Consider the following 23,835-nt stretch of genomic DNA (forward strand, 5'->3'; position numbering starts at 1 on the left):
GTTCATGGGCCGAACCTCCGCACTCGTGGTGAGCCTGGCCACCGCGGCCGTCCTCACGGCGTCCGGTCTCGTCACCTCCCCCGCCGGCGGCCGGGACCACGGCTCGGCCGCCCTCCAGGCCGACGCTCCGGAGGCCCCGTACGCCCTAGCCACCGCGCGGGAGGAGGAGGCGGGGGCGGCCGGGGTGTCCGGAATATCCGGGACGGCCGGGCACTGGGTGAACACCTGGACCTCGATGCCGCAGCTGACCGAGCCGGGCAACATGCCTCCGGAGCCGTTCACCCGGCCGGGCCTGGTCTTCGCCGACAGCACAGTGCGCCAGACCGTGCACGTCTCGACCGGCGGAAAACGGCTGCGGCTGCGCTTCTCCAACGCGTTCGGCGGCGCGGCGCTGCCCCTCACCGCCGTACGGGTGGCCCTCCCCGCCGGCGGCCGCGCCGGGTCCGGTTCCGTCCGGCCGGGCACCACCCGGAAGGTGACCTTCGGCGGCCACCTCTCCACGGTGGTCCCGGTCGGCGCGCAGGCCGTCTCCGATCCACTGGACCTGGAGCTGCGGCCGGGCTCCGACCTCACGGTGACGCTCTACCTCGCCGACGGCCAGGCGTCGGACGCCATCACCTCGCATCCGGGGTCGCGGACCACCTCCCACATGGCGCGCGGAAACCATGTGGACGACGTGGATCTCGAGGGTGCGGCCACCACGGCCCACTGGTACTTCCTCAGCGGGGTGGAGGTGTGGTCGAAGCCGGCCACGGCGGCGGCCGTCGTGGTGGGCGACTCGCTGACCGACGGCCGGGGCTCCACGACCGACGGGAACGACCGCTGGCCGGACCAGCTCCTGGCCCGGCTGCGGTCCCGCCCGGAGACGTCCCAGGTCGCGGTCCTCAACCAGGCGGCCGGCGGCAACCGCGTACTGAACGACGGCCTCGGCCCCAACGCCCTGGCCCGCTTCGACCGCGACGTGCTGGCGCAGAGCGGGGTCCGGTGGCTGATCCTCTTCGAAGGCGTCAACGACATCGGCAACGCCGGCGCCACCGTGACCGCGCAGAAGCAGATGGCGGAGGATCTGATCGCGGCCTACGGCCAGTTCGTCGTACGGGCGCACGCGCAAGGCATCCCGGTGTACGGGGCCACGCTGACGCCCTTCGGAGGAAACGCCGGCTACGACGACCCGGACGGCTACCGCGAAGCGGCGCGGCAGACGGTCAACCGGTGGATACGCACCAGCGGCCGGTTCGACGCCGTCATCGACTTCGACCGGGCGGCCCGTGATCCGGATCAGCCCGGCCGGCTGCGGGAGTCGTTCGACGTGGGGGACCATCTGCACCTGAATCCGGCCGGGTACAAGGCGCTGGCGGACGCGGTCCCGGCCGGGCTGTTCACCCCCAGGCAGCCCGCTCCGGACTTCGGGCCGCGTTAGCCCCTTCCTCCATCCCTGCCCCTCCTTCCCTCTCGGCCCTTCTTCTCTCCCGGTCCTCCTGGCCTCAGGCCCGGCAGTCGGCGGCTTTCATGCCGCCGGGTGCCGGGCCTGAGGGGTGTCGGTCGTCGGTTGTCGGGTTTCCGGTCGTCGGCTGGCAGCCGCGCGTCGGGGCACGGACCCCCTCCATGACAATCCATGACAAAAGGGATCAGCTTCGAAAAGAAACCGTCAAGCATTCACCCGGGCTCTCCTTGGATCATCAGGTGAATAGTCATTCACTTGCTACGGTGAATCACTATTCACCAGTGATTCACCGCCTGCCCCTGGAGCACTCATGGCCCCGATACCCGGCCGTCCGACACCCCCGTCCCGCACCCCCGGCGGGCCCGTCGGACGGCCGGGAGTGCGGGAGCGGGCGACGGTGCCGGTGCTGGCCTTCGGCGGCATCCTCATGGCCGTCATGCAGACGGTCGTCGTCCCGCTGCTGCCCGACCTGCCCCGGCTGACCGGCGCCTCGGCGGGCGCGGTCTCCTGGATGGTGACCGCCACCCTGCTGGCCGGCGCCGTACTCACCCCGGTGCTCGGGCGCGCCGGTGACATGTACGGCAAGCGGCGGGTGCTGCTGATCGCGCTCGGCCTGATGACCCTGGGCTCGGTGCTCTGCGCGGTCTCGTCCGACATCGGCGTGCTCATCGCGGCGCGTGCCCTGCAGGGCGCCGCCGCCGCGGTCGTACCGCTGTCGATCAGCATCCTGCGCGACGAACTCCCGCCCGAGCGGACCGGCTCCGCCGTCGCGTTCATGAGTTCCACGGTCGGCATCGGGGCGGCGCTCGGTCTGCCGCTGGCCGCGCTCGTCATCCAGTACGCCAGCTGGCACGCCATGTTCTGGGTGACCAGCGGGCTCGGCGCCGCCGGCTTCCTCCTCGCCTGGTGGGCGATCCGGGAGTCGCCGGTGCGCGCGCCGGGCCGGTTCGACGTCGTCGGCGCGCTGGGACTGGCCGCCGGGCTGATCAGCCTGCTGCTCGGCGTGTCGCAGGGTGGCCAGTGGGGCTGGACCAGCCCCCGTATCCTCGGGCTCTTCGCCGCCTGCGTCCTGATCACGGCCCTGTGGTGCGTCCAGCAGCTGCGCGCCGAGCGACCGCTGGTCGATCTGCGGCTGGCGGCCCGGCCCCGGGTCGCGCTGCCCCATATCGCCGCCCTGCTGGTCGGCTTCGGCTTCTACGCCAACTCCCTGGTGACGGCCCAGCTCGTGCAGGCGCCCGAGGCCACCGGCTACGGCCTCGGTCTGTCCATCGTCGGCAGCGGTCTGTGCCTGCTGCCCGGCGGGCTCACCATGCTGCTGTTCTCCCCCGTCTCGGCCCGTATCTCGGCGGCCCGCGGCCCCCGTGTCACCCTCGCCCTGGGGGCCGCCGTCCTCGTGGTCGGCTACGCCGTACGCATCGCGGACAGCCACCACCTGTGGATGATCATCGTCGGCGCGACGGTCGTGGCCATCGGCACGACCCTCGCGTACTCGGCCCTGCCGACCCTGATCCTGGGCGCGGTCCCGGCGGGCCAGACCGCGTCCGCGAACGGCGTCAACGTGCTGATGCGCACCATCGGCCAGGCCGTGTGCAGCGCCGCCGTCGCCGCGGTCCTGGTCCATCACACGAGCCTCGTCGGCGGCGTCGCCGTACCCACGCTCCACGGCTATCTGCTGACGTTCGCCATGGCGGGTACGGTCGCACTGGTGGCCTGTGCCGCCGCCCTCGCCATCCCCAAGGACCGGGCCGGCGGTGGTCTGCGCAAGGTCGCCGGGCCCGCGGCGGAGACCGTACGCGGCGAGGCGCTGGAAGGAGCCTGAACCCCCATGATCATCCCCTCCGCCACGGCACCCCGGGAGCACCCGGCCGAGCCGGACGGCCCGCCCGGAGCGGCACCCTTGTACGGGGCCGGGGGCGGGGCCGGGCCTGGGGCCGGGGTCGCGCCCGCGCCCGTGCCCGTGCCCTCGTCCGCCCCCGGGCAGGGAGCGACGTCCGCGGTGACGCCCGTGCCCGAGGCGGGTGAGACGTCCGGTGGCGCCGAGGCGACCCGCGGCCCCGCCCGCCGGGACGCCGAGGCGACCAAGACCGCGATCCTCAAGGCCGTCCGCCACCTCCTGGCCCGGCACTCCCAGGCGGACATCACGCTCAAGGCGGTCGCCGAGCGGGCCGGGGTCAGCGCGCCCCTGATCCTGAAGTACTTCGGCAACAAGGACAGCCTCTTCGCCCAGGTCATGTCCTTCGAGGAGGACGCCGCGGCCCTGCTGGACGCGCCGCTCGCGGATCTCGGCCGCCATATGGTCCGCCATGTGCTGGTGAGCCAGAGCGAGCGGGGCGCGGATCCCGTCCTGCGCATCGTGTTCGCACCGCTGCACCGCGAGCGGGGCGACGTCCTGCGCGCCAACTTCCGTACGCAGGTCGTCGACCGCCTCGCGGGCCGTCTGGACGGCCCGGACGCGGGGCTGCGCGCGGAACTCGCGGTGGGCGCCCTGCTGGGCCTGGGCGTGATGTTCGGCATCGCGCGCGGCGAGCGGCTGCGTGCCTCGGACGTCGAGGACGTGGTGGAGCGCTACGGCCCGCTGGTGCAGGCGCAGCTGACTTCCTGAGCGGATCTGGGGGGGGCGGGGCGGATCTGGGCTGGGCGGGGCGCGCGGCGGTCCGCGCGGGGCGGGGCGTGGCAGGGCGCCGTGAGAAGTCGCGTGCGGGCCTGCCGTTCGTCGGGCGCCGGCTCCGGTCGCGGGTGGACGATGAGGCCAGGACGGAACTGCGGGCGGGCCGGATCACGATCCGGCCCGCCGCGGGAGACCCGTGGAGAGAGCAGAGGCCCATGCGCGAGTACCTCGTCGAGATCACCACCGCCGTACCCGAGGGCACCAGCCCCGAGGAAGTCGACCGCCGCCGCGCGGCCGAGGCCGTGCGCGCCCGCGAACTGGCCGCCGAGGGCCGTCTCGCCCGCCTGTGGCGACCGGTCGGCGAACTGCGCAGCATCGGCATCTGGCGCGCCGCCGACGAGGACGAACTCCACGCCGAGGTACTCGGAACCCTGCCGCTCCGCCCGTGGATGACCGTCACCGTGACCGCGCTCGAACCCCACCCCAACGACCCCGGCCCGGCCTCCTGACCGACCGGCGGCCGCAGGGCGGCGGAGGGGTCGCCCGCATGAAGAGGACGAAGAGGCAGTACGGTACGGCCTCGCGGCGGATACGGCCCGGGCACCTCCGGCGGCCTGCGGCGTCCCATGCTCTCCGGGCGGCGCCCTCGAACAGCGTCAACCGGACGTCACCCAAGGTCAGTGTCCGGCGCTCTGCCCTCCGTCGACATGCAGGACCTCCCCCGTGACGGAGGGGGCGTTCTCCAGGTACATCACGGCGGCGGCGATGTCGCTCGCCTCGGCCATACGGCCGACGGGGATCAGCGCGCTGAGCGCCTCGTGGGTCTCCTCCGGGTTCATCGGCGTCTTGACGATCCCCGGTGACACGGCGTTGACCCGGATCCCGCGGGTGGCGTATTCGATGGCCAGCGATTTGGTGGCGGACTGCAGACCGCCCTTGGTCAGCGAGGTCAGCACGGACGGGATGTGGGAGTCGGCGTTGTCGACCAGGCTTGAAGTGAGGGTCACGATGTGGCCTGCCCCCTGCGTGAGCATCTGTTCGATCGCCGACTGGGTGAGGTGGAAGAAGCCGGCCATGTTCACACCGATGACGGTGGCGAACTCCTCCCGGGTGTAGTCGGTGAAGGGCTTGGCGAGGAAGACCCCCGCGTTGTTGACCAGCGTGTCGATACGACCGAAGGTCTCCATGCCCGCGGCGAGGACACGTCGCGCGGTCTCCGGGTCGGTGATGTCTCCCTGAACGGCGACGAGATCCGGGTCCTGCGACGCGGCGACGGTGCGCGAGGTGGCCACGACGCGGTATCCGAGTCCACGGTAGGCGGACACCAGCTCGGCGCCGATGCCTTGCGACGCGCCGGTGACGACGGCGACCTTGCGGCTCTGGGGGCTCATGACGTCCTTCCGGAAAGGGAGAGGGGGATCCGATCGGGCCGGTCGGCCGGTCACCCGGGACGGGAGGCCGGTCCGCTCACTGCCCGCGGCGGGCCGACAGAACGCGCTCGGCCTGTTCCATCACCTCTCTGACGATGTCCCCCGCCGGCCGGATGTCGTGGACGAGGCCCACCCCCTGTCCCATCAGCCACGGCATCTCCTCCCAGTCGGCGTCGGTCGCCGGTACGGGCGGGAACGGGTTGAACTTGCGCAGGACGGTCCACTCTCCCTGGAAGTCCGTCGTACCCACCTGGTCGAGTCCGTCGCGGTCGGTCGGTACGTCGGCCTGCCGATCGTTCCACTCGGCGACCACCCGGTCGCGCTGGACCCGCATCGGGTTGAACTCGGGCCACTCCGGGCCGAAGATCCGGCTGAGCACGGTGTCCTCGCCCAGCGAGGCGACGAGTCGGCGGTGGTGCTCGGGATGTACGTGTGCCTCCTGGGACGCGACCAGCCGCGTACCCACCCACACGCCGTCGGCGCCCAGGCACAGCGCCGCGGCGACTTGGCGCCCGTCAGCGATCCCTCCCGCGGCGAGGACCAAGGCCCGGTCCCCCACCGCGTCCACCACGGCGGGCACCCCGACCATGGTGGGCAGGCCCCCGTAGTTGTGCCCACCGGCTTCCCAGCCCTGGGCGACGACGACCTCCACGCCGTCGTCCACCGCACGCCGCGCCGCGTCGGCGGAGCCGACCTGCTCCCACACCGAGAGCCCGGCGTCCCGGAGCCGCTCGAGTTGGGTGGCGGGCGGGTGCCCCCAGTGGAACGAGACGATCGGCACCCGCTCCTCGACGCAGACGCGTACCGCTTCGGTGTTGTCGAAGTACGTGATCAGGTTGACGTGGAACGGCGCGTCGCCCGCGCGCTCCCGGATCTCGTGGACGACCTGCCGGAGCGTGTCCGGCGGCAGCAGTCCGGCACCCACCGCACCGATGCCGCCCGCTCCGGAGACGGCCGCCGCCAGATCCGCCGTACCTCCTGCGAAGGCCATACCGGCGCAGACGAACGGGTACCGGACGCCGAACCTCTCGGTGAGTCTGGTGGTCAGCACACTCATCCCGCTTCCTCTCCGGACCTCTTGGGGCCGCCTCTTGGGGCCTCTCGGGAGACGACTTCCCTGGTTCCGCGCCTCCGTACTCCTGCTCCCCGGAGTCAGAGGCGGGCAGTCGGCACCGGCACGCGGCCGTCGGCCACGGCGCCCGGACATCGGCCGAGGAGCGACCGTGGAGACGAGACGTCACCGGCGTCCGAGCCCTTCGCCCTCACGGGCCCGAAGGTCCGGACCGACGGCGGACGGGGGCCGGCACCCTCCGCCGCAGGTGCCCACAGAATGCCAGGACTCAGCCCTGGACCAGCACAGAAACACGCCCCTGCCCGCACCCTCGACCCACCCTTACGGGCGATTCCCCCGGCACCACCCGGCCGGCTATCCGGCGACGCGGCGGGGAGTCAGTCCGGCTCGGGCACGCCAGTGGTCCGCGTTGCGTGGATCGGCCAGCCACCCGATCAGCCGGTCGGCACCCGCTCGCACCCCACGCCCCACGCCCCCCGGCTCGCGCCCGCGCCATCGCCGTACGCAGCGCAGACCACCGAGCGCACCAACCATCCCGCCCCGCCCCGCCCCGAGCTCCGTTCCCGGACCCGGCGGCCGAAACGGATTGCTCCCGCCCGCCTACTTCCGGACGTGTGGCCAGACGCGCATCATGGATCCGTTCCATCCGCACTGCCGTTTCATCCGACGCGCGACGCCGCAAGAGGCCCTTCGGGCTGCCCATCAGCACACGGCCCACCGCATCATCGGCATGGCACAGCACGGAACGATCTCGCTCCCTCCGCGAAGCGGTTGGTCACGAGCGCACCTCTCCCCGCACTCCCTGAAATCCCGGCATCAACGCGGCATCGGCACGGCGTTCGGGCGTCGGTGGCATCACCACATGACGCCCCCTTACTCGATTTGTCATGCACCGGTCATCCACTCCCACCGTGACCGGCCCACGCGAAAGGAACGGACATGGCCTGCGGATCGACCTATCTCTGGGCGGGTGAAGCCAGCTGGTTCTGCTGCGGCAACGCCTGGGGTGCCTGCGGCAGCGACAACACCGGCGCGTGCGGCACCTGCCAGTCCGCGCAGAACATGGCCGCCTGGCCCAACCTGTCCTCGGCCTGCTGGAACATCACCCGGCCCGACCTGTGCGGCGAGAACATGCCGCGCCGCGCCTGCGGCTCGGTGATGAACGTCCGTCACCAGTGCTCCGGCGTCACGGTGTGCGTCACGCTCGCCGACTGCGGTCCGCGCACCCAGAGCTTCTGCGGTGAGGCGACGTGCTGCAACGGCACCTGCCGTACCAACCGGGTCGTCGACCTCACCCCCGCCGCGTTCTCCGCGATCGGCAGCCTCAGCTCCGGCATGTTGCCCGTCTACCTCTACGAGTGACCTCGGCCCGCACCGCACGACGGACCGCACGACGCACCGCGCAACACACCACTCGGCGCACCACACAACGCGCACCAAGCACCGCCCACCACCCGACCCACCGCGAACAGCCCGGCAAACAGAGAGCAGAAGACAAGAACAGGAGGGACGACATGAGCCACAGCAGCCAGGAGTCCGGCGGACGCCGCCTGGACCGGAGGCGTTTTCTGACCTCGGCCGCCATCGGCGGCGCCACCATCGTCGGCGCGTCCGCGCTGGGCGGCCTCGACGCCGAATCGGCCTTCGCCGCGCCGATGCCCTCGCTCCACCCGGCGTACCCCGCCGCCTTCGCCGAGGGACGTATCCGCGCCGTCAACCGCGGCGTGCTCGATGTCGTCGGCTCGCACGGGGAGCACCACCTCGTCCAGCTGACGAACGCCACCAGCATCTGGAAGCTGCGCGCCACCACCGCGGAGGCGATCGAGGCGGGCGACGGGCTCTACGCCCGAGGGGTGAAGATGCCCGACGGGACGATCGCCGCCGACGCGGTGTGGGTCAACATCGTGAACGTCCTCTGCACGGTCCGCGGCATCGCCAAGGACCGGGTGCACCTCGCGCACTCCCACCATGAACTGGTGGGCCGGATCGTGCCCGCCACCACCACCGCCTCCTACCTCGGCGGCGCGCTGACCTCGGACCTCTCGCGGATGCGCATCGGCCAGACGGCGCAGGTGCTCGGCGCCTGGCGGCCCGCGGACAACCACATCGACGTCGCCCGTCTGACCCTCGGGCACTGAAGGAGGCGGGCCCATGATCCCGGTCGTCTCCGACCTCGCGCCCCTGGTCTGCGGGCTGCTGCTGGCACCGACGGGCGCGGGCAAGCTCTTCGGCCGCCGCACCGACCGACTGGCGGCGAACACCGTACTCGTACGGGTGCTCCGCGACGGCCGGCGGGCCACGCTCGCCCTGCGGACCCTGGGCCTGACCGAACTGGTCCTCGCCGCCACGCTGCTGGCCGTCCCCACCACGGCCGTTCCCGGCGCCGCCACCGCCGTCCTCGGCCTCGGGTTCACGGGCTACCTCGCCTACGCGAAGGCCACCGCGCCCGAGTCGTCCTGCGGGTGCAGTGCCCGCGCGGAGGGCCCCATCGGCGTACGGGCCTTCGCCCGGGCCGGGCTGGTCGTGGCCGGCGGACTGGCGGCGGCGACGGCGGGCACCGCCTGGTGGTCGGAGATCTCCGGGCGCCCGGTCGCATCCCTGATCTTCCTCCTGGTCACGGCGACGCTGCTGGCGGCCGTCTCCTCCGACCTGGACCACCTGTGGCTCGTCCCCCTGCGCAAGGCCAGGATCGGACTGTTCGGCAACCCGTTGCCGTCGTCGGCCGGCGCGCGCGTGCCGGTCGACGCGACCGTGGAACTGCTGGAGCGCTCCCTGGCCTGGCAGGCCACCCGGCCGGTGGTCCGCTCGGCGCTGCTCGACCACTGGGACGAGGAGGGGTGGCGAGTCCTGCGCTACTCGGGCACGTACCCGGACTCGCGCGGCAGCCGCCCGGTCAGTGTGCTGTTCGCCCTGGACCTCACGGCGAGCATCGACACGGCACCCAGCCCTGCGGTTCGCGTCTCACTGGTCGACGAGGAGAGCGAGAAAATCCTCCCCGCCGACGTGCTCGCCCTTCTCGGCGCCGCTGAGAACTGAGGAAAGCAGGGCCCACCCGCCGCCCGGCGCTTCGGCGGGCCCACGGGACGCTTACACCCCTCGAATGGTTCCTCTCGTGTGCGCTTCTCCCCCTGATGTGTCCACACTGGACGTGACCTCCTTGAAAGGGGAACCGCTCCCGCTCCCCTCGATCGAACCTGCCCTTGGCAGGCGGAGATTGGCCCATCGGGCGCTCGCGGCGACACCCCCGCGCGCATGGTGCTGTCAGGGATCCCTCCGAGGCCCGCCCTTGGAGCCCGCCACGACCTTTCCGGCGAGGGGCGGAAAGCCCGCCTCCGCACGCGAGGGAAAGGAACGGCGATGCCGAACGAACCACCCCGCACCCCATCCCCCACCCCACCCGGGCCCTCCCGGCGGACGGCCGACCGAGCCGATCCGACCGCCGGGGTCTCCGGTGCACCGATCCCGGCCATGCCCGGCGGACTCCCCCTCCTCGGGCACTCGCTTCAACTCCGATCCCGGCCACTGGAGTTCGTCCGGGAACTACGGAGACATGGCGACATCGTCGCGTTCCGGCTGGGAACACGGGACGCCTACGCCGTCAACCACCCCGCCCTCATCCACCAGATGCTCGTCGACGACGCGAAACTCTTCGCGAAGGGGCGAATGTTCGAGAAGGGCCGGATGGTGGCCAGGAACGGCCTGTTCACCTCCGAAGGAGACTTTCATCTGCGTCAACGCCGGCTTGTCCAGCCCCTGCTGCGCCGGGCGCACATCAAGCGGTACACCGTCACGATGAGCCGGATCGCCGGCGAGCGGGTGGAGACCTGGGACGACGCCCAACTCATCCGTATGGACCGGGAGTTGTTCGACCTGACGCTGGACACGGTCACCCGGGTGCTGTTCTCCACCCGGCTCGGCGCGCACGGCACCGCGGCCGTCCAGCGCTCACTGCCCGTCCTCCTGGAGGGACTCGGCCGGCGCGCGCTGTCGCCGGTCGACCTCCCGGCCACGCTGCCCACCGTCATGAACTACCGGTTCGCGCGGGCCCGTGCGCGGATGCGCGCGGTGATCGAGGCCGTCATCGCCGACCGGCGTTCCCGCCCTTCGGGACCCGACGACCTGTTGGGGGCGCTGCTCGCGGCGCGCGACGAGGAGACCGGCGAGGGCATGAGCGACGAGCAGGTGTACGACGAGGTCGTCACCCTGCTGATCGCCGGCACCGAGACCACCGCCGGGGCGCTCAGCTGGGCCTGTCATCTTCTGAGCCGGCATCCGGACGTCCAGCGGCGCCTGCAGGACGAGTTGGACACGCTGCCGGACGGGCGGGACATCGGATTCGACGACTTCGGGCAACTGCCGTACCTGCACCAGGTGATCGACGAGACCCTGCGGCTGCACCCCTCGACCTGGATGCTCATGCGCAGCCCCACGGCGGATGTGACGCTGGGCGGCCGGACCCTGCCTGCCGGATCGATCGTGCTGTTCTCCCTCCACGCCCTGCACCGTGACCCGTCCCTCTTTCCGCACCCGGACGTGTTCGATCCGGACCGCTGGGCGCCGGCGCGGGCCGGCCGGCTCCGGACGGACGCGTACCTGCCCTTCGGGGCCGGGGTCCGCGGCTGCGCGGGCGAGCAGTTCGCCCGCGCAGAGATGGCCGTCATCCTCGGCGTCGTCCTGCGCCGCCGCACACTGCGCCCGGTGTCCGACCGCCCCGTCAAACCAGTGGTCCGGCTCATCCCCATGCCCGGCCCCATGCCGCTGACCGTCCACCGCCGCTCCCGCGCGGGTGGCGCCGGGGCCGAGGCCGGGGCCGATCAGTGAGCCGCGTCGACGAAGCCGTACGCCGGGCCCTGGCCTACCTCGCCCGGCAGCACGAGACCGGCTACCCGGACGCGGTCCACACCATGGGGGCCTATTCCACGGCGAAGTTCGTGGAACAGTACGCCGCGCTCCTGCGCCTGCCGCCCTCGTACGCCGACAGGTTCTCCCGGTTCCGCTGTGCGGGCCGTACGTTCCATGTCGCCCTGATCACCGACGCGTTGCAGGACGCCGTCGACGCCGGGCATGTGGAGTGCCGGGCGCCGGTGGAGGCGAACGCCGCGTATCTCCGTACGGTCAGGGACGGGCTGTCCTGGCGCTACTTCCCCGGCTTCGAGCCGCTTCCCCCCGACGCCGACACCCTCGGCCAGGTCGCCCAGGTGCTGGTCAGGGCCGGGGAAGCCCACCCCGAGGAGTTCACCGAAGCCTTCGCTCTGGCGGCCGCGAACGCCTGGGAGGACGGGGCGGTGAACACCTTCCTCTGGGAGGACCCCGCCCGGCGCCGACAGGCCGCGCTGAACGTGCTCTGGGGCCGCGGCCGCGACGACACCGGCCGGGATCCGGAGGTGGTGGCCAACCTGATGTCCGGAGCCCTGCTGTACGAGCGGCGGGTCGGCCCGTGCGCCCTGGGGCCGCTGATCGGTCCGGCCGGCGCCTGGGTGGCCGGACAGCAGGAGCCCATGGGTTTCTGGCGCGCGGCCTGGTACGTGGGCGTGTACTACAGCACGTACACCGCCGTCCGGCTGCTGAGCACCCTCGGCGGGTACGAGGAGAGCACCGCCCGGGCCGCCCGCTTCCTCGCCCAGGCCCCCGCGACCGATCCCCTCAACCGGGCCCTGACCGTGCTCGCGCTGCGCCACTGCGGCCAGTCTCCAGGCCGCCACGAACCCGGCCACGACCAGGACCACGAACCCGGCCACGGCCTCGACCTCGACCTCGACCTCGACCTGATCGTCGACAGCCAGTTCCCCGACGGCTCGTGGGAGGCGATCCCGCTGCTCGACAACCACGCCCGGGTCTGGGGCAGCCGCGCCGTCACCACCGGTTTCTGCCTCAAGGCACTCCTGGCGGCCTCGTGAACCACCCGCTGTCCGCTCCTCAGCCCACTCCGCTGCCGCTGGGGGCGTACGTGCTGTCCGGCGGCCTCACCGACCCGGGCCGGGCCGTCGGGCAGGCCCGCGAGGCCGAACGCCTCGGCCTGAACACGGTGTGGATCTCCGAACGCCTCGGCCACCGTGACCTGGGCGTGGTCGCCGGCGCCCTCGGCCACGCGACCACCCGGATCGGCATCGGCTCGGCGATCACCCCCTTCCAGCTCCGTCACCCCGCCGTCCTCGCGTCCCTGACGGGCACCCTGCAGACCCTCACCCGGGGGCGGTTCCGCCTGGGGCTGGGGCGCGGCGGGCCCTGGCTCGCGGGCCTCGGCGTCCCGCCGACCGCCCCCGCGGGGATGGTCGTCGACCTGGCGGACATCCTGCGCCGGCTGTGGGCCGGGGAGACCGTCGCCTACGACGGGCCCGCCGGGCACTACCCCGGCCTACGGCTCGCCGGCCCCCCGCAGACCACGGCCGCCCCCCTGCTCATGGCTGCGCTCGGGCCGCAGTCGCTGCGCCTGGCCGGGGAGCACTTCGACGGGGTGATCCTTCCCGCTTTCCTCACCCCCGGGGCCGTGGCACGGATGTCCGGCACGGTCCGCGCCGCCGCGGCGGCGGCCGGCCGGGACCCCGGGGCCCTGAGCGTCCATGCCACCGTCCTCACCCTGGCCGACCCCACCCCTCACGAGCGTGGCATTCTCGCGGGGCGAGCCGTCGGCTATCTGCACCCGGTCCCGCACGGCGATCGCATCGCCCGCCTCAACGGCTGGGATCCCTCCGTCCTGGAGCGGCTGCGCGCACATCCTCAACTGTCCTCACTCGGCCAGGCGTTGGCCGACGAGACGTACCGCCCCGATGAACTCGCCGGGCCCGCCCGTCTCGTCCCGGACGACTGGCTCACCGCCTCCACCGCGCTCGGTTCCCCGGCCGACTGCGCGCGCCGGCTGGCCGCTTACCTCGACGCCGGCGCCGACGAACTCATCCTCCACGGCGCGCCACCCGGCCGGCTGGCACCGGTCGTCGGCGCGTTCCGCCACCGGAGCACGCCGGCCCCCGCCGCACCGCCGCCACCGCTCCCACCCCGGTGACCGACTGACGTCCATCCGCACCCACCCCGCGCAGCCGGGCGTCATCGTATGGACGTATCAACGTAGACGCGCTGCGCGCCCTCCTCGGGCGTCTGGAGGACGCGGCGGACTGAGCGACCACCGGACGACGACGGCCGGAACCGCCACCAACCAGCCCGTGTCGCGCCGCGAACCGATCCGTGACGCGGGCTGGACCGGTCCATGACGAGCGGCGGGCCGTGGCGCGCGACCGCTTCTCCCCGCTCCGCTCCGGCAGCGTGGCCGGCCCGAGGGGCGGGGCCGCGTGGAGCCCCAGTGGTCCATTGGGATGGTTCGGTCACGGCTTCGCCGCGACGGACTCAAGTCGCCGCGTCCGGCGGTCCGAGACAACAGGCATGGAGAGAGAAGAACAGGACAGCCGGCCGGACGGTACGGAGCCCTCGCCGGGCGACGGCGAAGCCCCGCACGAGACGGCCGCGACCCACCGGCGGCGGACGAAGGTGTTCCTCGGGACCGTCCTGCACTTCACCCGCGCCCCCTGGGTGCCCGGCCACGAAGGCGAGGACGACCCGGACGCCTACCACCTCTACGACCCCGGCGCACTCGTCGTACGCGACGGTGTCGTGGTCTGGGCCGGGCGCTTCCCGGAGTGTCCCCGGGAGTTCATCGACCACGGTCACACGGTCGACCACCGCGGCTGTCTGATCGTGCCGGGCTTCGTCGATCCGCACATCCACAGCGGACAGGTGGACGCCATCGCCAGTCCCGGCGGACAACTCCTGCCGTGGCTGCGCGACTACATGTACCCGGCGGAGATGAAGTTCGCCGATCCCGACTACGCCCGCGCCGCCGTCTCCTTCTTCTTCGACCGGCTCCTGGAGTCCGGAACCACCACGGCGTGCGTCTTCCCCACCACGCATCCGCAGGCCACCGACGCCTTCTTCGCCGAGGCACACCTGCGCCGACTGCGCATGATCTCCGGCAAGTTGCTGATGGACGACGACAACGGTGGCACGGTGCCCGAGGAGTACCTCGACCGCGGCGTGGCGGAGGCCGAGGAGGAATGCCGCAGACTCATCAAGGAGTGGCACCACACCGGCCGGCTGCGCTACGCCGTCTCTCCTCGGTTCGCCCTGACCTCCACCCTGGCGGCGCTGCGTATGGCCGGCGACCTCTACCAGGAGGCCAGGCACACCGATCAGCCGCTGTGGGTGCAGTCGCACCTCGCCGAGAACCTCGACGAGGTGCAGCGGGTGAAGGAGAAGTTCCAGGACCTGGATCCCCGCTCCTACCTGGACGTCTACGACAAGTGCGGGCTCGTCGGTCCCCGCAACATGTGGGGCCACTCCGTATGGATCGACGATGCCGACCGCAATCTGCTCGCGGACTCCCGCGCCGGCGTCGCCTTCAATCCGACGTCCAACCTCTTCCTCGGCAGCGGCCTGTTCGACCTGGACCGCGCCGGCCGGGCCCGGGTCCGGGTGGCGCTCGGCACCGACGTGGGCGGCGGCACCAGTTACTCGATGCTCCAGACCATGAACGAGGCATACAAGGTCGTCGCCATGGCCAACACCTATCCCGAGCACCTCGCCGAGAAGGACCGCAAGACCCTCACCCCGCTGCGCGCCTTCTACCTGGCCACCCTCGGCGGCGCCCGCGCCCTCCATCTCGACCGGCACATCGGCAGCTTCCGCACCGGCCGCGAAGCCGACTTCGTCGTCCTCGACTGGGCCGCCACCCCCACCCTCAAACGCCGCACCGAGGCGGCCCGGACCTTCCAGGAACGACTCTTCGCCCTCGCCACCCTCGGCGACGACCGCGCCGTCCGGCAGACCTACGTCCTCGGCGAACCCGCACGACCATGACATCGGCCGTTCTGGCCGCGTCGTACCCCGGTGAGGAAGGCGGGTCGGTCCCACCGGGGTGAACCGCCCGGATCGGTCTCGGCGTGCGGGTGGGCGGGCTCGGACGGGCCCGGGCGTACGTTCCAGGCGTACGGCCCCGGCGCAAGGCCCTGTCGCGTCTGCCCCGGCCCACCGCGTGCGAAAGGCCGCCCCTCGTATACGAGAAGGCGGCCTCCACCCCACGCACTCACACGCCGGGACACCGAGACGCCGGCATGCGTACCCACGCCCTCAGCGTCACGCTCCTACAGAAGCGCCGAGGGCCCGCCCGCGTCCAGGGCCGCGACCCGTTCGACGATCGCCGCGACGCATTCGGCGTCCTCGGCGAGGTCCGGTGCGCCGAGGAGAACGAGCAGTCCGCGTACCGAGGACGCGGGTCCTCCCCCGGCCCACGCCGCGCGGATCCGGTCGGCCATCGGGTCGTCCAGGTCCCCGTCTCGGGTGTGGCGGACCCAGGCTGCGAGCGCGCCGGTGAGCATCGGCGCCGGGTGGCCGGCCGCGCGGAGTCCGCGCAGCGGGGGCAGCCACCGCTCGGCGACCTTGAGCGACCCGTCGGTGGCGATCTGCCGGAGCAGGTGCCGCATGGCCGGGTTGGCGAAGCGGGTCACCAGACTGTCCACGTAGGCACCGGTATCGAGCCCGGCGGGCAGGGTGCCGGCCACCTCGGCGGCGTAGGCGCGCAGCACCGGTTCGCCCCACGGGGCGGCCAGGGCGTCGGCGACGGTCTCCCGGCCGTCCGCGAGACCGAGACAACTCAGCAGCGTGTGCGCTCCGTTGAGCAGGCGCAGCTTCATCATCTGGTACGGGGCGACGTCCGGCACGAAGAGCGCGCCGGTGTCCTCCCAGCGGGGGCGATCCGTCGCGAAGGTGTCCTGGAGGACCCACTGGGTGAACGGCTCGCCCACCACCGCGCCTTCGTCGCGTACCCCGAGCACCGCGCTCGCCGCGTCGCGGTCGGCGCCGGTCGTGGCGGGGACGATGCGGTCGACGACGGTGGACGGGAAGGCGACGCGGGTCGCGATCCACTCGAGGAGCCGGTCGGCGTCCGGCCAGCCGGTGGCCTGCACGAACTCGCGGACCAGCCGCTCCAGGACCCGCCCGTTGTCGGCCATGTTGTCGCAGCACACCACCGACAGCGGGGCGTCGAGGGCCCGCCGGGCGCGCAGGCCGTGCGCCAACTGGCCGACCACGCTGGCCGGGTCGGGCCGCCCGGCGAGATCGGCGGCGACCGGCGGGGCGGTGGTGTCGAGGCCGCCGTCGGCCGCGCGCCAGTAACCCTTCTCGGTCACCGTCGTGGTCACCAGGGCGACGTCCGGACAGGCCAGGAGTTCCCGCAGCCGGGTGGCGTCGTCGCCGGCGTGGCGCACCTCGGTGAGCTGGCCGGCCACCCGGGTGCGGGGGCCGTCCGGGGTGCGCAGGGTCAGGGAGTAGAGCCCGTCCTGCGGAGCCAGTGTGTCCACGACGGCGCGGGACCGCTGGGAGAAGCCGGCGATCCCCCAGCCGCCGCCGTACAGCGCCTCGGCCTGCTCGGTGTGGACGGCCTGATGGGCGCGGTGGAAGGCGCCGAGACCGAGGTGGACGATGCGCGTGCCGAGGGCGCGCGGGTCCACCAGGGGGCGGCTCTCCTCGGGGAGGGAGCCGAGTGCCGCGTACGAGAGCCTGGTCACCAGTCGTGCACCGATCCGTCCGAACGGCGGCCCACCGGCAGGTACTTGGGATCGTACGGGAAGCGGGCCGCGGCCTCCTCGTCGATCTCCACGCCGAGACCGGGCGCGGCGGAGGGGTGCAGGGCGCCGTCGCGGAGCTCGTAGCCGGGCCGGAACACCTCGTGGGTGAGCGGGGCGTGTTCCATGTACTCCTGGATGCCGAAGTTGGGCACCGTGACGTCGAGGTGGACGGCGGCGGACATGGAGACCGGGGACAGGTCGGTGGCGCCGTGCGAGCCGGTGCGGACCTGGTAGAGCTCGGCGAGGTGGAAGATCCGCCGCAGGTGGGTGATGCCGCCGGCGTGGGCGACGGAGCAGCGGATGTAGTCGATCAGGCGCTCGGTGATGAGCTGCTGGCAGTCCCAGATGGAGTTGAACACCTCGCCGACCGCGATCGGGGTGGTGGTCGCCTGCCTGATCTGCCGGAAGTTCTCCTGGAGTTCGGCCGGGGACGGGTCCTCCATCCAGAACAGCCGCAGTTCCTCCAGCTGTTGGCCGAGACGTCCGGCTTCGGTGGGGGTGAGGCGGTGGTGAACGTCGTGCAGGAGGTGGAAGTCGAAGCCGAACCGCTCCCGGATCCCGGTGAGATAGCGCGGCGCGAAGTCCAGGTACTTCTCGGTGTCCCACAGCTGCTCGTCGGGCAGGGCCGCCGCGGCCGGCTCGTAGACGGCGCCCTTGCGGACGCCGTACGTGCCGGCCACCCCGGGGACCGAGGTCTGTGCGCGGATCGCGCGGTAGCCGAGGTCCTTGAACCGGGCCACGTCGTCGACGAGTTCGCTCACCGTCGCGCCGCTGGCGTGACCGTAGACCAGGGCCCCCTCACGGGCCTTGCCGCCGAGCAGGTCGTACACGGGCATGCCCGCGACCTTGCCCTTGATGTCCCACAGGGCGGTGTCGACGGCGGAGATGGCCGTCATCGTGACAGGCCCCCGGCGCCAGTACGCCCCCTTGTAGAGGTACTGCCACATGTCCTCGATGCGGTCGGCGTCACGGCCGATCAGCAGTGGCACGAGGTGGTCTCGCAGATAGGAGGCGACGGCGAGTTCACGGCCGTTGAGGGTGGCGTCGCCGAGGCCGGTCACTCCGTCGGAGGTGGTGAGTTTGAGGGTGACGAAGTTGCGGCCCGGCGAGGTCACGATGACCTTCGCGTCGGTGATGGTGGCCAAAGGAGCAGCCTTTCCCGAATGCAGGGTTGCGGGGTTGCGGGGTGGATCAGTGACGGGCGGGGGTGCCGGCGGACGCGGCGGCGGGGGCGGGCTCGGCCGCCGCTTCGGCGCGGCCCCAGTCGGCGTACTCGACGCCGCCCCTCTTGGCGGGCGCGGTCTCCGGCATGAAGAACACGAGGGCCACCACGGACACCACGATCAGCGAGGCGACGTAGACCGCGACCCAGGTGTAGGAGCCGCCGCCGGCGAGCAGCAGGGCGGAGGCGACCACGGTGAACGGACCCGAGGCGATCATCGAGCCGAACTGCCAGACCACCGAGACACCGCTGTAGCGGGCGCGGGCCGGGAACAGCTCGGGGAAGTAGGACGCCTGCGGCGCGTAGGTGCCGGCGTGTCCCAGGGCGAGACCGGCGACCAGTAGAGCGACGATCACGGCCATGTCGCCGGTCTCGATCGCCTTGAAGGCGGGGACGACCAGGACGAGGTTGAGCAGTGCGGCGGTCAGGTAGACCGGGCGGCGGCCGACCTTGTCGGTGAGCCGGCCGAGCAGCGGGATGGCGACCAGCTCGCAGGCGATGGCGATCATCACGGCGTTGAGGATCATGCCCTTGTCGATGCCGTGCTCGGTGCCGTAGGCGACCAGGAAGATCGTGTAGAAGGGGAAGACCGCAGCCTCGACGAACTTGGTGCACAGGCCGCCGAACAGCTCCCGCTTGTGGTCGCGGGCCAGGACCTTGAGCGGCGCGGTCTCCCTCTCCCGGGTCTCCTTGGCGGCCTTGAAGGTCTCCGACTCGTCGACCTTCATCCGCACGAACAGGCCGATGGCGACCACGAAGATGGAGAGCAGGAAGGGCACACGCCAGCCCCAGGAGAGGAACGCCTCTTCGGAGAGCTGGGTGGTCAGCAGGGCGAACAGGCCGGTCGGGATGAGGTAGGCGGCGGGCGAGCCGAGCTGGACGAAGCTGGCCAGGAACCCTCTCTTGCCGGGCGGCGACTTCTCCGCGGTCAGCAGCACGGCACCGCCCTGCTCGCCGCCGACGCCGAAGCCCTGGATCAGGCGGACGAGGACGAGGATCACCGCGGCCCAGATGCCGATGTGCTCGTACGTCGGCAGCAGACCGACCACGAAGGTGCCGAGGCCGGTGAGGAGCAGCGTGAAGACGAGCGCCTGCTTGCGGCCGACCCGGTCGCCGATGTGGCCCCAGACCAGACCGCCGAGCGGGCGTGCGAAGAAGCCGACGGCATAGGTCGAGAACGCGGCCAGGGTGCCCACGGTGGGGTCGACCTCGGGGAAGAAGACCTTGTTGAAGGCCAGGGCCGAGGCGGTGCCGTAGATGAAGAAGTCGTAGTACTCGGCGACGGTGCCGACGACCGAGGCGCCGACCGTACGCCGAAGCTCCTTCGGCGGGGTCTCGTTGAGGGGGATCGTTTCGCTCATCTTCCTGCCTCCCTGCAGGTCATGGCCGCGTGGCCCGCATGCCGGAACCATGGCGCGCATGCCGAAGCCGTGGTGTGAACACGCTTCGAATGCCGCCGTGACCCGGTTGCGTCGGCTACCATACAAGTACGTCAGAGATCGTCAAGTGTCGGAAAGGTCGACGATGGCCTCGTCCTCAGGACTGCACGCCGCGCGGGCGCGGGGAGGAAACGCACGGCAACTCGTCCACGAGCTGCTGCGCGCACGGATCGTGGAACTGGAACTGCCGCCCGGCACACCGCTGTCGGAGAACGAACTGGCGGCCGAACTCGGAGTCAGCCGCACCCCGGTACGCGAGTCGCTGATCCTGCTCGCCGAGGAGGGTCTGGTCGACGTCTATCCGCAGCTCGGCACGTTCGTCTCCCGGATCCGCGAACGGGACATCGCCTCCGCCCAGTTCGTCCGCGAGGCGCTGGAACTGACCTCCCTGCGGGACGGCGTCGAGCGGGCCGTCGAACGGGATCTGCTGGAACTGCGGGCCCTGCTCGCCGCGCAGACCGACGCCGAACGGCGCGCGGACCCGGAGGCGTTCTTCCGTCTCGACGAGGAGTTCCACGCCCGCCTGATGGCCACCGGCGGACACCCCGAGGCATGGTCGGTCGTCCAGCACGCCAAGGCCCACCTGGACCGGGCCCGCCGCCTTTCGCTGCCGCTCGAAGACCAGCTCGCGCTACTGATCCGGCAGCACACCGACGTCGTGGACGCGATCGAGAGCCGGGACGCGACGGCCGCGGACACCGCGCTGCGCGGTCATCTGCGGCAGGTCTTCGCGGACGTCGAGACCGTACGTACCCAACACCCGGAGCTGTTCGCCGACTCGGACGCCCCGCCCCGGCCCCGCCGCGAACCCCGCAAGCGGCCGACGGCACGCTGAACCGCGCGCGTACTCCGGCACCGGGCACATACTCCGCACCGCGTACGCACTCGGCACCGCGTACGTACTCCGGCGCCGGGTCGGGTCATACCCGCCCTGTCCACCCCGTCCGCCCTGTTCCACCCCGTCCGTCCCCTCTTCACCTCCACCTCGAAGGAGCAGCCCATGCGCACGGCCGTCACAGCCGACCCCTCCCGGCCCGAGCCCCGGCCGCTGAGCCCGATCCTCCTGGAGACCCGGGTGATCGCCGTGCTGCGCGCGGCGGACGCCCGGTATCTGCGTCCGGCCGCCGAGGTCCTGGCCGAGGAGGGCATCCGCAGCCTGGAGGTGACGCTCACCACCGCCGGCGGTGTGGCCGCGATCGCCGAACTCGCCGAGGCTCTCGGCCCGGACGTCGAGGTCGGCGCGGGCACCGTGTTGTCCGTCTCCGATCTCGACGCCGTGGTCGCGGCGGGCGCGCGGTACATCGTCACCCCGCACACCGATCCCGAGCTGATCCGCGCGGCCGTGGCGCGCGGCGTGCCGATCGTGCCGGGCGGGCTCACGCCGACCGAGCTGCGCACCGGCTGGGCCTCGGGGGCGAGCGCGGTGAAGCTGTTCCCGGCCTCGGCGGTCGGCCCGGCCTATGTGAAGGACCTGCACGGACCGTTCCCGGCGATGCCGGTGATCCCGTCCGGCGGTGTGGACCGCGCCTCCTGCGGCGACTGGATCCGCGCCGGCTGCCCCGCCGTCTCCATGGGCGGCCCGCTGCTGGGCGACGCACTCAAGGGCGGCGATCTCGGCGAGCTGCGCGAGCGCGCCCGCACCGTGGTGCGGAACGTGTCCGAGGCGGCACGGGAGGTCTCCGGTGGCTGAGCGGGACATCGCGGCGGCTGTGCGGGAGGTCGCGGTGGCGAGCGACTCGGTGGTGAAGGAAGCCGTGGTGAAGGAAGCGGTGGTGAGAGAAGCGGAGCCGCGGGTCGTCACCCTCGGCGAGACAATAGCGCTGCTCTCCCCGGACCGCGTGGGCGCCCTCGCCCATGTGCCCGGAATGTCGCTCTCGGTGGGCGGCGCGGAGAGCAACGTGGCGATCGGGCTGCGGCGGCTCGGCGTGGCGGCCACCTGGATCGGGCGGGTCGGCGACGACCCGTTCGGACGGTCTGTCATACGCGCGCTGCGGGCCGAGGACCTCGACGTACGCGCCACGGTGGACGGCTCGGCGCCGACCGGGCTGATGGTCAAGGAGCGGCGCACCTCGCGGACCGCGGGCGTCTGGTACTACCGGGCGGGAAGCGCGGGCTCCCGCCTCTCCCCCGCCGACGTGACCGAGGACGCCCTCGACGGTGCTGCCCTGCTGCACGTCACCGGCATCACCCCGGCGCTCTCCGCGACCGCCGCGGACGCGGTGCGCACGGCCGTACGGGCGGCGCGCGAGCGCGGGATGACGGTCTCCTTCGACGTCAATCTCCGTACGAAGCTATGGAGTCCGGCCGAGGCGGCGAAGGGCCTCGCCGACCTGGTGCGGGCCGCCGACGTGGTCTTCGCGGGCACCGAGGAAGCCGAACTCTTCGTCGGCGCGCACGACGACCCGCTGGACACGGCCGCCGCGCTGTGCGCCCTCGGCCCGTCGCAGGCCGTGGTCAAGCTGGGTTCCGACGGCTGCGCGGCGGTCGCCGACGGGGAACGTCTCGCCCTGCCCGCGATCCGGGTGGACGCCGTGGACACGGTCGGCGCGGGCGACGCGTTCGTCGCCGGCTATCTGGCCGAACTCCTCGCCGCGAAACCGCTGGAGGAGCGACTGCGTACGGCCGTCGCGACCGGCGCGTTCGCCTGCACGGTCCCCGGCGACTGGGAGGGCCTGCCGACCCGCGAGGAGCTGTCGCTGCTGACGGTCACGGAGAACGTGGCGCGCTGAGCGGGGCGCGCGGGAGGGGCACGCGGGAGGGGCGCGCCGGACGGCCCGGCGCTGCGCTGCGAGCGCGGGCCCTCCGGGACGCCGACCGGTGAAGGGCTCCGGCTGGACGCCTGACACGTCCAGCCGGAGCAGGCGGGCGCGCGGGTCGCCACCCCGTACCCCGGAGGCTGCGATGCGCGGAGCCGGGACGACGACAGGGTACGGACCAGCTGCCCCTCGGCCCCGGCAACGGCCGCCCGCTTGCGGATCGTTCAGCGATCGGTCCTCCTAGCCGCCGCCTCGCGCCCCTGGGCGAGCGCGTGAGCGACCCTGACCGCGTCCGCCGTCGCGGATGCCTCATGGACACGAACGGCCCAGGCGCCCTGGTGCGCGGCGATGGCCGAGAGAGCGGCGGTCGCCGCGTCCCGGTCGCGGGCGGGAGAACGGTTGCCCCGAGCGTCCGTCAGCGCATGCCCGAGAAACCGTTTCCGGGAGCCGGCGACCAGGACCGGGCGGCCCAGGGCGCGCAGCGCGGGCAGCCCGGCCACCAGGGCGAGGTCGTGCCGCGCCTCCTTGGCGAAGCCGAGCCCGGGGTCGATCACCAGGCGCTTCGCCGGGATGCCCGCGGCGACGGCGGCGTCGACCCGGTCCCGGAGTTCCGCGACGACCTCGGTCACGACGTCCCCGTAACCGGCGCGGCTGTCCATGTCATGGCTGAATCCGCGCCAGTGCATGAGGACGAAGGGAACACCGCAGGCCGCCACGGAGGGCATCATGGCGGGATCGGCCAGCCCTCCGCTGACATCGTTGACGAGGACCGCCCCTGCCTCGACCGCGCGCCGTGCGACGCCGGCGCGCATGGTGTCGACGGACACCAGGACCCCCTCGGCGGCCAGCCCCCGGACCACGGGGAGGACCCGCCTCAACTCCTCGGCCTCGTCGACCCGGAACGCGCCGGGCCGGGTGGACTCGCCACCGACGTCGACCAGGTCCGCGCCGTCGGCCACCAGGTCGACGCCCCGCTTCACCGCGGCGGTCGGGTCGAACCAGTGCCCTCCGTCGGAGAAGGAGTCCGGGGTCACGTTGACGACTCCCATGACCGCGCAGCGGCCCCAGTCGGGCAGCCCCTCCACGGCCACCGGTACGGGACGGCTGTTCATGTGCTGAGTACTCCGATCCATCCGGTACGGCGGACGCACGGGACGGGATGCCGGCCGCGGACTTCGGTTGCCGGGCGCACGCCGGCGCCGGGCCGGACAGGTCCGTCGGCACCCGGTCCGCTCTCCTCCCCAACGCCCCGCC

The 23,835-nt window shown here is 72.6% G+C and carries 20 protein-coding genes; 14 read left to right on the forward strand and 6 right to left on the reverse strand.

The window, feature by feature from the left end; genetic code table 11:
• The first annotated feature begins 4 nt into the window (after positions 1-4).
• The 4 genes from ABZ990_RS04795 to ABZ990_RS04810 all read left to right on the forward strand — a co-directional run bounded on the left by ABZ990_RS04795 (position 5) and on the right by ABZ990_RS04810 (position 4,561).
• Positions 5-1,420: an SGNH/GDSL hydrolase family protein gene (locus tag ABZ990_RS04795; RefSeq protein ID WP_361225265.1), complete on the forward strand. Its 1,416-nt coding sequence runs from the start codon at positions 5-7 to the stop codon at positions 1,418-1,420.
• A gap of 334 nt (positions 1,421-1,754) precedes the next feature.
• Positions 1,755-3,263, forward strand: coding sequence for an MFS transporter (locus ABZ990_RS04800; protein WP_361225268.1), 1,509 nt, complete (start codon positions 1,755-1,757; stop codon positions 3,261-3,263).
• 186 nt (positions 3,264-3,449) lie between these two features.
• On the forward strand, positions 3,450-4,046 hold the full coding sequence (locus ABZ990_RS04805) for a TetR family transcriptional regulator (protein ID WP_361225747.1): 597 nt from the start codon (positions 3,450-3,452) through the stop codon (positions 4,044-4,046).
• Positions 4,047-4,267: 221 nt separating this feature from the next.
• Entirely contained in the window at positions 4,268-4,561 is a 294-nt protein-coding gene (locus ABZ990_RS04810; protein WP_361225271.1) for a muconolactone Delta-isomerase family protein, read from the forward strand.
• A gap of 168 nt (positions 4,562-4,729) precedes the next feature.
• Here the strand turns inward: ABZ990_RS04810 and ABZ990_RS04815 are convergent, their stop codons facing one another.
• Positions 4,730-5,443: an SDR family oxidoreductase gene (locus ABZ990_RS04815; RefSeq protein WP_361225273.1), complete on the reverse strand. Its 714-nt coding sequence runs from the start codon at positions 5,441-5,443 to the stop codon at positions 4,730-4,732.
• 76 nt (positions 5,444-5,519) lie between these two features.
• Positions 5,520-6,539, reverse strand: coding sequence for a nitronate monooxygenase (locus ABZ990_RS04820; RefSeq protein ID WP_361225276.1), 1,020 nt, complete (start codon positions 6,537-6,539; stop codon positions 5,520-5,522).
• 954 nt (positions 6,540-7,493) lie between these two features.
• Here ABZ990_RS04820 and ABZ990_RS04825 point away from each other — a divergent pair.
• The 7 genes from ABZ990_RS04825 to guaD all read left to right on the forward strand — a co-directional run bounded on the left by ABZ990_RS04825 (position 7,494) and on the right by guaD (position 15,398).
• Complete coding sequence (locus ABZ990_RS04825) at positions 7,494-7,916, forward strand: hypothetical protein (RefSeq protein ID WP_361225279.1); 423 nt, start codon at positions 7,494-7,496, stop codon at positions 7,914-7,916.
• 152 nt (positions 7,917-8,068) lie between these two features.
• Positions 8,069-8,692: a cell wall protein gene (locus ABZ990_RS04830; RefSeq protein ID WP_361225282.1), complete on the forward strand. Its 624-nt coding sequence runs from the start codon at positions 8,069-8,071 to the stop codon at positions 8,690-8,692.
• 13 nt (positions 8,693-8,705) lie between these two features.
• Positions 8,706-9,590 (forward strand): MauE/DoxX family redox-associated membrane protein, encoded by an 885-nt coding sequence (locus ABZ990_RS04835; RefSeq protein ID WP_361225285.1) that lies wholly within the window; start codon positions 8,706-8,708, stop codon positions 9,588-9,590.
• 432 nt (positions 9,591-10,022) lie between these two features.
• Complete coding sequence (locus ABZ990_RS04840) at positions 10,023-11,375, forward strand: cytochrome P450 (protein WP_361225288.1); 1,353 nt, start codon at positions 10,023-10,025, stop codon at positions 11,373-11,375.
• Positions 11,372-12,451: a hypothetical protein gene (locus ABZ990_RS04845; RefSeq protein ID WP_361225291.1), complete on the forward strand. Its 1,080-nt coding sequence runs from the start codon at positions 11,372-11,374 to the stop codon at positions 12,449-12,451. The genes ABZ990_RS04840 and ABZ990_RS04845 overlap by 4 nt, the downstream gene beginning before the upstream one ends.
• Positions 12,448-13,554: a TIGR03857 family LLM class F420-dependent oxidoreductase gene (locus ABZ990_RS04850; RefSeq protein ID WP_361225294.1), complete on the forward strand. Its 1,107-nt coding sequence runs from the start codon at positions 12,448-12,450 to the stop codon at positions 13,552-13,554. Before ABZ990_RS04845 ends, ABZ990_RS04850 begins: the two co-directional genes overlap by 4 nt.
• 374 nt (positions 13,555-13,928) lie before the next feature.
• Complete coding sequence (guaD, locus tag ABZ990_RS04855) at positions 13,929-15,398, forward strand: guanine deaminase (RefSeq protein WP_361225297.1); 1,470 nt, start codon at positions 13,929-13,931, stop codon at positions 15,396-15,398.
• A gap of 284 nt (positions 15,399-15,682) precedes the next feature.
• Here guaD and ABZ990_RS04860 read toward each other — a convergent pair whose 3' ends face one another.
• Genes ABZ990_RS04860 through ABZ990_RS04870 form a run of 3 tightly spaced genes read right to left on the reverse strand, consistent with a single transcriptional unit; the run spans position 15,683 to position 19,747 of the window.
• Positions 15,683-17,104: a mannitol dehydrogenase family protein gene (locus ABZ990_RS04860; RefSeq protein WP_361225300.1), complete on the reverse strand. Its 1,422-nt coding sequence runs from the start codon at positions 17,102-17,104 to the stop codon at positions 15,683-15,685.
• On the reverse strand, positions 17,101-18,309 hold the full coding sequence (manD, locus tag ABZ990_RS04865) for a D-mannonate dehydratase ManD (RefSeq protein ID WP_361225303.1): 1,209 nt from the start codon (positions 18,307-18,309) through the stop codon (positions 17,101-17,103). The genes ABZ990_RS04860 and manD overlap by 4 nt, the downstream gene beginning before the upstream one ends.
• A 46-nt stretch (positions 18,310-18,355) precedes the next feature.
• Positions 18,356-19,747, reverse strand: a complete 1,392-nt coding sequence (locus ABZ990_RS04870) for an MFS transporter (RefSeq protein ID WP_361225306.1) — start codon at positions 19,745-19,747, stop codon at positions 18,356-18,358.
• 163 nt (positions 19,748-19,910) lie between these two features.
• Between ABZ990_RS04870 and ABZ990_RS04875 the strand changes: the two genes are divergently transcribed.
• The 3 genes from ABZ990_RS04875 to ABZ990_RS04885 all read left to right on the forward strand — a co-directional run bounded on the left by ABZ990_RS04875 (position 19,911) and on the right by ABZ990_RS04885 (position 22,554).
• Entirely contained in the window at positions 19,911-20,660 is a 750-nt protein-coding gene (locus tag ABZ990_RS04875) for a GntR family transcriptional regulator (protein WP_361225309.1), read from the forward strand.
• 165 nt (positions 20,661-20,825) lie between these two features.
• Positions 20,826-21,515: a bifunctional 4-hydroxy-2-oxoglutarate aldolase/2-dehydro-3-deoxy-phosphogluconate aldolase gene (locus tag ABZ990_RS04880; RefSeq protein ID WP_361225312.1), complete on the forward strand. Its 690-nt coding sequence runs from the start codon at positions 20,826-20,828 to the stop codon at positions 21,513-21,515.
• Positions 21,508-22,554 (forward strand): sugar kinase, encoded by a 1,047-nt coding sequence (locus tag ABZ990_RS04885; RefSeq protein WP_361225314.1) that lies wholly within the window; start codon positions 21,508-21,510, stop codon positions 22,552-22,554. Before ABZ990_RS04880 ends, ABZ990_RS04885 begins: the two co-directional genes overlap by 8 nt.
• Before the next feature lie 251 nt (positions 22,555-22,805).
• Here ABZ990_RS04885 and folP read toward each other — a convergent pair whose 3' ends face one another.
• Positions 22,806-23,693, reverse strand: a complete 888-nt coding sequence (gene folP / locus ABZ990_RS04890; RefSeq protein WP_361225317.1) for a dihydropteroate synthase — start codon at positions 23,691-23,693, stop codon at positions 22,806-22,808.
• Positions 23,694-23,835 lie beyond the last annotated feature (142 nt).

It is taken from the genome of Streptomyces sp. NPDC046203 (genome assembly GCF_040646255.1).
In the GTDB taxonomy this organism is placed as follows: Bacteria; Actinomycetota; Actinomycetes; order Streptomycetales; family Streptomycetaceae; genus Streptomyces.